This window comes from Desulfobacula sp., assembly GCF_021107415.1.
On sequence record NZ_JAIOSW010000069.1, the window covers coordinates 1 to 9,575 of the forward strand.

General features: G+C 40.5%; 7 protein-coding genes. 1 reads left to right on the forward strand and 6 read right to left on the reverse strand.

The window, feature by feature from the left end:
* From K8S13_RS03645 to K8S13_RS03670, 6 genes are all read right to left on the reverse strand, one after another.
* The coding region (locus K8S13_RS03645) for a class I SAM-dependent methyltransferase (protein WP_291460528.1) at window positions 1–664 on the reverse strand (664 nt) is incomplete at its 3' end.
* Between the two features lie 227 nt (window positions 665–891).
* Window positions 892–1,686 (reverse strand): ABC transporter permease, encoded by a 795-nt coding sequence (locus K8S13_RS03650; protein ID WP_291460529.1) that lies wholly within the window; start codon window positions 1,684–1,686, stop codon window positions 892–894.
* Window position 1,687: 1 nt separating this feature from the next.
* A complete protein-coding gene (locus K8S13_RS03655; RefSeq protein WP_291460531.1) occupies window positions 1,688–2,299 on the reverse strand; it encodes an ATP-binding cassette domain-containing protein in 612 nt (203 codons plus the stop codon).
* Between the two features lie 235 nt (window positions 2,300–2,534).
* Window positions 2,535–4,373 (reverse strand): hypothetical protein, encoded by a 1,839-nt coding sequence (locus K8S13_RS03660; protein ID WP_291460532.1) that lies wholly within the window; start codon window positions 4,371–4,373, stop codon window positions 2,535–2,537.
* The gene (locus K8S13_RS03665; protein WP_291460534.1) at window positions 4,366–6,189 is read right to left on the reverse strand and encodes a hypothetical protein; all 1,824 of its coding nucleotides are present in this window, start codon (window positions 6,187–6,189) and stop codon (window positions 4,366–4,368) included. Before K8S13_RS03665 ends, K8S13_RS03660 begins: the two co-directional genes overlap by 8 nt.
* Window positions 6,186–8,573: a pre-toxin TG domain-containing protein gene (locus K8S13_RS03670; RefSeq protein WP_291460535.1), complete on the reverse strand. Its 2,388-nt coding sequence runs from the start codon at window positions 8,571–8,573 to the stop codon at window positions 6,186–6,188. The genes K8S13_RS03665 and K8S13_RS03670 overlap by 4 nt, the downstream gene beginning before the upstream one ends.
* Window positions 8,574–8,936: 363 nt before the next feature.
* On the opposite strand from K8S13_RS03670, the gene K8S13_RS03675 reads away from it, so the two are divergent.
* On the forward strand, window positions 8,937–9,575 hold a 639-nt coding region (locus K8S13_RS03675; protein ID WP_291460536.1), incomplete at its 3' end, for a LytTR family transcriptional regulator DNA-binding domain-containing protein.

Sequence of the window (9,575 nt, forward strand, 5' to 3'; positions counted from 1 at the left end):
ACCCGCAGATTTTCAGGATTGATTCAGCATCTTTCGCCTTCATACCCTTAAAGTTAGGAAGAGCTTTTCTTGCATTTCGATACGCAAACTCAAATCGTACAGGATAAGACTTTTTTCTATTTTTCAGCATGGTATTGGCGTATCCTTTCATTTTTTGAAAAAAGCCTTTCAGACCTGAAATCCGCCATATTCCGTCAGACACAATGATACGTCCGCCGGGCCGCAGGAGTTGATACCAGCGATTTAAGGCTCGGTCCGGATTGCAAAGTGTCCACAACAGATTTCTGCAGACAATAACGTCGAAGCTTTTAGGAGGAAAGGGAGGATTTTCAGCATCTGCAATTAAAAAATCAATCTCAAGTCCCTCCAAAGTTGCCTTTGATCGAGCGCGTGCAAGCATCCCTGGTGCGATATCGATTCCTGTTACCTTATGTCCGGCTTTTGCAAAACACAGGGCGACAAATCCGGTACCTGTTCCGATATCCAGGATTTCACATTGTTTATCACCCCCGATCGCAGCAAGGTAGGCCTCCTCCCATGTTTGCTGTTGGGCAGAAGTTTCATCAAAAGATGATGAACGCCAGGACCAGTAATCTGCAATATTTTTTCTGATGCAAGACTGGTCGGCTGTTATTGTTTTATCAAAATGAAAGCTTGTAAACATTTTAAATTCCCTTCTTTATTATATAAAAAAAAGCCACGAAAACCTTAAACCTCTAGTGCGAGGTTGAAAGCCTTCGTGGCTTTTTTAAAATTATTTAACAACTAATACTAAAAGGACACAGCTGCCTTCTGGCAACAATTTAATAGCTATAGCTATTAAAGAAGATAGGGTCTGTCAAGAAAAATTACTGCATTGACCGGTTCTCTTTGATTTTTTTGAAGGTATTTTTATTCCTTGGAAATAAAAATATCCTGATTCAACACATCAAGCTCATTAAATCCCACTTTTAAAGATAATAAAACAGACAGCATGGTGCTGAAATACACTGTGTAGAAAATTGAGAGCATGATGGCAATCTGGTATTTTATTGCCACAATTGGAATGGAGCCGCCAAGGATCTGACCGGTCATCATGCCTGGTAAAGAAACAAGGCCGATGGTAGCCATGGTAGCCATGGTCGGAGTGATGGCTGCCAAAAAACTTTCCTTAAAATAGGGCTTTAATGCCTGGATACGGTTATTAAATAGTGATATTGAATACAGGTAGACTTTTTCATCCTTTTTAATTCCCGAATAAAAATTGTTCAGTCCGATAATATTGCTTCTCAGGCAGTTTCCAAGCAGCATACCACCGATGGGGATAAGATATTTTGCTTCAAACAGGTTGTCGAGTCTTACCACCATGGCATTAAAGAAAAATAGAACAATGGCAAACGGGATAAGCAGGGAAAAAAATACAGGAATAAAAAATTTTCTGATTTTAAGATTGCTTGATTTCAAGATGGACGGGCAGGCGATGGATATCATGATCAAAAGATAAACCGTATTTAAAACCGGTGAGTTAAATTTGAATAAAAATTCAAGATAAACCCCCACAAAGCACAATTGAATGCACATCCTGGAAATAGAGGTGATCATGGTTTTATTGATGGTAAGTCTCAAACGCCTGTTGATATAGAAAACAGGAATAAGAAAGACAAATAATGATATAAGCGATAAAAGAGTAAAATCCCGGGCACCCAATTTATAACCACCTTTCGATTTTAACTTTATTATTTTTTTTCCAGGTATTATCGTGGGAAATAATGATAATTGTTTTTTCCTGATCAAGGATATAGTCTGTTATTTTTTTTTTCATGATGTCATCAAGAGCCGATGTAGGCTCATCCAAAAGCCAGACAGGGCGATCCAGAAGAAAACAGATGAATAGACCAATTCTTTGGCGCTCTCCACCGGATAACTCCTTGACGGTTTGATCCAGGATTTTATCACTCAGGTCAAGAAAATTCAGCAGATCCGTAAAACGGGCCTTATCCTGATTTTTTAATAAATTATGCTCCCAAATTTCATCAAGAAGGCCGCCTACCTTCCCATCCTTAAAATCAATATCCTGGCTTAGATAAAAAATCTGATGCCGGATATCCTTGATATGTTCTTTAATTATATCAAAATTATTAAAAGAGACCCTTCCTTTATCTATTGTTTCAAATCCAAGGAGAATTTTAAATAAAGTTGTTTTACCGATACCTGATTTGCCCTGAATCAATACTTTTTCGTTTTTTTGAACAAAAAAGTCCAAACCGGAAAAAAGCTCTTTATCATTTCGTTTCAGATATACAGATTCAAATTTTATCATTTTTTTTGCCTTCAATCTCATGAAAAAGCTCAGCCGCCTTTTCCCCGGCATCTTTGAAAACTTCCAGTCCCAATGAAGTGATGGCGTAATATTTTCTAATCTTACCGCTTACAATCTGTTCTTCTTTTGATAATCAGAGCCTCTTAGTTATCGCTTATAGATATCGAATGTCGATATCTATAAGCGATAAAGTAATATTACTTTTCGATTTTGTCAATAGAAAAGTGTCAGACGATTAATCTAAGACGGTTGCACCGGGTGTCTTTGTTTTTATTTTGGTCTTTACCAAAGGTTCGGTTCCGGGTGTCTCTTTGACTATGTCCGGTGTATTTTTTACAGGCTCAACCAGCTGCCGCGTTTCTATATTGTAAAAAGACTGGGGTTCCGGAACAGCATATGTGCCGGAGAGAAATTGTTCATCAAACCCGATCAGCTTTGCAAGTTTTGATTTATCCTTTAACAAGGGGGTTGCAAACCTATTCAGATAGGATGGGATAAACAAATTATCTTTCAAATCAAACCGCATGAGAAGTGCGGCATAAGCCTTGTCATCCTGCCCCAGCAGCATATAACCAAGGGCCTCAAATACTGCTGCCTGGTCCTGGAGTTCTTCCTTAAAATCCCCGTTATAGGAAATTTTCGTCAATTGTCTTGCACCCTGCAAAACCAGGGCAGATTGGTTTGCAAGCCCTGCCAAATGGGCATATTCATACCAGAAGACCGGATTATTCTTTTCTTTATCATATACAGCTAAAAGCAGCTTTCCAGCAAGCTTCAACGGAAGGTTTTTCTCTGCAATCACCCTTGTATAGTTGTTGGCAAATAGAGTATCAGCCGCCTGGTTTAAAAGGGCATCAAAAAGCAGTTCCCCTGAATCTTCAAGACCGGTTTTGTATGCAACACTTACCCGTTCAAAAATTTTTTCCTGTTGTTCTGACAATTGATCTTGTTTTTGTGAATCAGATCTGTTTAAAAGCAATGCCAGATCTAAAGGACCGTTTCGGACGGCACGTCCATTTGTATATTTTTTAAATTCCGGTATAATGGTTTCTGATTCAGCTGTGGATGGAAGTCGCCAATCTGAAAACCCGGATACATTCTGTAAATTCATTTTTAATATTACAGAAAATTTGTACCGGGTTCCTTTCCCATGCCAGATCAGATTGGTTCGCAGATCAAGATACGCATTATTTATCTTTTTCATAAATCCAGTCTGTTTTCCCCCTGTGGCCATTTTAATAATCTCATTATCAGAGACTGCAGGTTCCCTGCCCAGTGGAGCTTCCCTGACTATAAGATGAGATATTTCCGCTTTTGTTCGCCCAGAACTCGAATATCTGAAACCTATGCCGCCACCACCGCAATCAGTATAGGTTTCCTCTGCAACAAGTTTCCCATTGATATACAATTCCAAATTCATACCACGTTTAAGAACTGACAGCGTATTGTATTGTTTTCCTTTCCTGATGACGTCACTCTTTTTCCAGATTGGTTTAGTTTCATTTTTTTGATTATATGTTTTTTTAAAATAAGCAAAGTCACCTGAGGGCTTTATCAATAGGGAGTGCCCACGACCATCTGAAAAATATTCCCAAACCAGGCCGAACCCTTTATCACCTTTCAGAATTTTAAAACATGTTTCAATTAAAAGGTCACTGCTAAAAATGGGCCATTTCTGACAGCCATTACAATCGACTCCATCACGAGAAATACCTTTAGCAATGGCAATCACTGTTCCTGTTGCCATATCAAAATTAAGTTTATTATCTTTAATGTTCACACTGCTGGCATAGGTTTTTTTCCCATATTTCATTTTTTTTGTTCCAACAGGCCATTGATGTCGGTTATCCTCGAAATTATCTTCAAAAATAAGACGGTGGTAAAGTGAATCACCAGTAAACTGTTCTCTTAGTTCCTGGGATGTGTCTAATAAGGACACGCATTCTTTTTTTTGAGCAGATAAAACGTCACTGCATAAACCAATTAACATGCAATAAATGATCATGCTTGTCAAAACAGTCTTTCTCATTTTGTGGTTTCCTTTTTTATTTTTATTCTGAGATATTTCAATCAAAGCAGTCTCCTTCCTTGCGAATTTCATTGTAAGGTGGTGTTTGGCTCCAATGTCTGCGGCATCTAACCTTGCCGCTTTTAGTATATTGCTCGGCGTATGTTTGATGATCGTTTTCATGCTTTGTGTGTACTTGAACTCCCGCACCATCAGTGAAGCATAAATAACCCGGGCCATGCTCCTTACCATGACGATAGCTGAGAACATTATAAGGAAAACAACTCGAGTATTTTTTGCCCTTAGAATATTGTCGCCAAACCCCATGCATTTTGCCATTCTCATACCAGCCTTCTGTGTCAAGGTATTTAATTTGGTCATTTTGATAACGAAATTCCAAATAGAGCCCATGTTTTTTCCCTGTACCTTTTTTTACCTGAAAATATTTGTGGTAAGCGCCATCATCAATGAATCGCCACTCCACATCACTTCCTGTTTTAGGGGACAAGGTCTGTTTGCCATCTGCATAAGAAGGGGTGCAGGGTGAAGAAGGCGGGGAGGCCATAGGCCAGTCGGGAGGGCTGACTTTTTTAAAGGATGTTTTGGTACTGCTGGATTTTCCTGTACCTGCCACTACTTGTTTTGGTTTTGTTTTTATCATAAAATCAGCAATGCCTTTGGCAATGCGGCCTGTTGAATCAGTCACAGTTGCCTCAAGCCATCCTGACATATTATAATCTGTTGCAATCCCTGTGACGGTCCCGGTAAGGCCATTGTTTGTATGACCTGCCACCACACCGGGGGAGGGATTGATATTAACTAAAAAAGGGCCTTTGAAGTCGTTGGGCAGTGATACCCTGAAATTTTCTGCCTCTCTGGATTTAAGGTGAATGGGAAGTAAAATCCGTGCCTTGTAAAAGCCGACACTGAACCGTGACTCAAGGGTTTTTGTTTTTTGATCCGGAGTAGTGATCTTTGCCACTACTTTTAGATTCTGCCGCGATTTTAACGTATTTTTTTCAAGACGGATGCCCAGGTATTGTTTTTCCTTTGGCCTGGTTTGCGTGACAGAGGTCATACAATCTCCGCTTTTTGCATCTACAACCATAATTGTGGCATCTGCAGACTCCACACCTTTGGCAAGCGTATAATATACATAAATATGGGGCAGCTTGTCATTGGTCAGATAAGATTGGTTCTCTTTTCCACCGGGTTTATCCGTAACAATTATTTTTTTGATAGATGCGGCATCAAAAATTTCAAAAGAGGTTGATGTCTGGGTTTTTATCTCCTGGCTTTCAAGAAGGTAGTGGGTGAGTCCTACCTTATATATGCCGGATGGGAGGCTGTCGAGCCGGAATCTAAAAGTATAGGGGACTATACCACCTTCATAGGTTTGTTTGCGTTTCAGCACTCCCGGAACCGGGTTGCCCTTATTGTCATATAACTGCCAGAATATTTCCGAGGGTTTAGGATCTCCATCAAACAAAGGATGTTCCACATCAGCAGAAAAAGCAACAATATCCCCGTTGCTTACATAATCCTTGATTGGTGCCCCTTGTACTTTGTCTAAAAAGGCTTTAATCTCAAAAGATGGCAAAACCAAGTCCATATCTGCTGAAGATTGTTCAAGTATTTGTTCCAGTTCTTCAATCTCTTTTTCAAGTATTTCAATATCAGACAACAAAAGAAAGTAATCTGCCAATGGGCTTTTTTGCAACTGGATCTGTTCTGCCCGGATCTGGTATCGAATGTGTTTTTTCTTCAAGGCATCAAGCTGGTCTGATACATCGGTAATGTCCTGTGCCCCGGCAATGGGTAATAAAAATAGAAACAGAATAATTATGGCATTGACAAGCCCCAATAACTTAGCTGTTTTCATTGGATTGTTCCCCCTGCCTTACCTGATGCTTTTATTTTCTGCACCTGCTTTTTGTTCAGCTTGATTATGGATTCAAAATACTGGCCAAATTTTTCCACGACTTCATTTTTGTCCATGCTAATGGCCTTGAGGGCAGCATCGGCCTCGGGAACGGAAAGGCGGCCCTCGCGTACCATGTCAAAAATATGCATGCCCTTTTGAAGACGCGGGTCCATTGCCTTTTGTGCTGACAGCCCATAATAATCAAAGAGCATTTCCATGTAGTTTTCTTTTTGCTTGCTTGCCTGGCGCATTCCTTCGGCCACCTGGGCCATGGCAGTCCCGGCGTCATCTGTTTTTTCGGCCAGTTCAAACCAATGCTTTGATTTAAAGGTCACCGTGTCTGCAAAATCTTCTACTCGCATACCCTGTTTGGTTAAAAGTGTGGGATCCTTAAAAAAATCAGAAATTTCATCCAAATCATACTTTTCTCTGCCATAATCCATCCGGTAAGCATCCTTGTGAAGGGCATCCGTTACCTGATGGTCCATTTTTTGACCGAATTCCTTAATTTGGTCTCTTCCGGGCAGGGGTTTATCCGGGTTCAAATGTTTGTATAAGCTTTTATGGTAATACTCCTCTACAAGTTCTGCCGGAATGTCCACTTTTTTTGCCGGGATCTTTACTACTTCAATTCGTCCGGTAGTGGGGTTTTTCAAAACCGGGGTCTGCATTGGAATTTCCACCTGGTATGTGATATCCCGGTCAAACCCGATTTTTCCTATTTCGGGTGGTTTATTGGTGGCATTGAAGACCGTGATTTTAAGATTGTCAAAATCCAGGACTTTTCCAAGGTATTCGGAAGTCTGCCCAGCTCCGTTTTTTGCCCCGTGCCTCACGACATCTGCTATCATCCTTTCCCTTGCTGCTTCTTTTTTTAACAGGACTATCTCATCGGGTAACAAGTCTTTCGGCGGTTTTGATTTCAATCTGGAAAGTGTTTCAGGATCAGCTTTGCGGATAAAATCTTTTTTGATTGCATCAATGGCATCCACATCCACCCTGCCAAGAGTAAAATTGCCGTCCACATCCACATGGGAATAAAGTTTGTCTTCAAGCTTTTGCATCTGTTCCCGAATTTCCTGAAACTCTGTATTCTGGATCTGATTTAAGGCACGTTTATCCTTGCGGATTGCCTGGTATGCATCTAAAAGTTCAGGGTTATAAACACCAGGAATCGTATTTTCCGGCACCATGTCAGCAAACTTTTGAATCCTTTTTTTCCCCTGACTTTCTGCTGCCTGCCAAATCTCAACTTTTTTCTGCAGTTTTGCGGGGTTGTCGACAGATTTAATATTTTTAATGACCTCCTCATCCATTTTTTTTGCAAGCTGCTTGGCCTTTTGCCTTTTTGCGGCTTTCAAAGCCTCAACCTTTTTAGACAGGGCTGCCTGTTTTCTTGCTTCTGCCGCCGCCTGTATTTTTTTGGAAATGGCTTTAATCTGATCAGGGGTTTTTTCCAATGCAGCTGAGAATTTCTTAAGTGCAGAAAAATCCATGTCATCTATTTTTTTGGAAAGACCTTGGAGATCCTTTATAAAGGCTGGCTTTCCAACAAAAAAGGCTTCAAGGGCTTCAGGTGCCAGCAGTAACAGGGTATCCACTGCCATCTGGGTGTTTGATAATTTCTCTCCTGTCAACGCATCTTCTCCGGTGACAATACCAATGACATCAAGAGCATCCCCCAGAAGAGGCACACCTGATGCAAGATCACGTGCCAGTTGCTGGTCTGCTTCAAGTTCCATAGACTGAGCCTGAGTCCTGAACTGCTCTGCCACCTGTAGATTTCTCAAAGCATTTGTATAGGCACGAAAGTCCACTGCCCCCTGAACCGGGTCTTCCATAAGCAAATAGCGCAGATAGGCAATGGAGACATTCTCCAACAGCCCCTGACGGAATTGGGCCACTGACTGGTTTCGTTCCAAGTCACTTTTATGCGCAATGCCATAGGATTCTTTCAAGGTTTCACCCGGTTCCACTTTTGCAATAATCAGGGAGGCAAGGTGAAAATATCGACCCATGATATCCGGGTCACCCCCAAAGGCTAAGGCTACCCACTCTGCCCGGTCTTTTATGACATTAAATTTGTTCTTTGAAAAAGTGCTTTCAAGGGCACCTGACTCTGATATAAGCCTGTTTCGTTCCCTCAAAGCAGACAATTTCAGTTCCTCCCGGACCTTATGTTTAAATTGTCTGACGTCAATCAAAAGCTGTTGCCGGTCAGCCTCAAGCTGTCTTAATGATGATTTGTTCTTTGTTTCATTTTCTGCAAATATTTTTGTGGGACAGGGGAATAACAGAGTCACAACAATTATGGCAGCTAAAATTGAAAAACCTATTCTCATTTTTATCATAGATGGATTATACAGTATAGTGCGAAACGCGCAACACTGTTTTTTATTAGTATCGGATCATGAAGCCTGTTAACTTTGAGGGTGGTATGCTCCAATGGAAAAAACAGGAGAGCTGAACTTGAAAATAGTATGTGACCGAGAATTGCTGAAAAAGTGTTTTTCATACTTAACTTGACAAAAAGCAACTGCTATCTTATTAAATCACTTGAATGCTCAGCTGTGTTAATTGCAGGTGTAGTCATCGGATAATTCGGTATTTCCGCTTTGATTCAACCGGTATTTTCCAGCAAATTCCCGACCCATAGGTCGGTCAACCTATTCTGAATATAGTTAGCCATCTTCTGGAGAGTTTAAATGGGACAGAATGATAATGAGAAAATAAACGGAATGGCTAAAGAGCTCTTATTTTCTCTTGGTGTCGGGGTTGTGGTCATTGATTTGGAAAATCAGATTACATTTATGAATCCTTTTGCTGAAAAAATGCTGGCTCGTGTACGAAATCGAGCTGTAGGAATGAATGTCCTTGAATGCCATCTGCCGAAAAATCAGAAAATAGTTAACCACTTAATCACAAAAACGCTTGGCAGTGAAGACCAGCTTCTTCCCCTGGTAAAAATTATAGATGGGCCTACCATGATACTATCTGTACGACTCAATCCCCTTTTGGATTCTGATGATCTACGCGCCGGTGTTGTGATGGTAATTAACGATCTTACCAGTGAAGTGATGATTGCCGAAAAGGAAAGCTCACAGGCATATCTGATTAAACTTCCTGTTTTTACCAAGGGTAAAATCATTTTTATAGATGTGGATGAGATTATTTATCTGCAAAGTGTTAAAAATTATACTACAGCACATCTTTATGATAAGGAATATCTAACCAACCTTCCTTTATATGAGCTGGAAAATCGTTTTAAGCAAAAAATGTTCTGCCGGGTGCATAGAAGTTTTATGGTCAATCTTTCTAAAGTCGAGGAACTGTCTTCGGTAAGG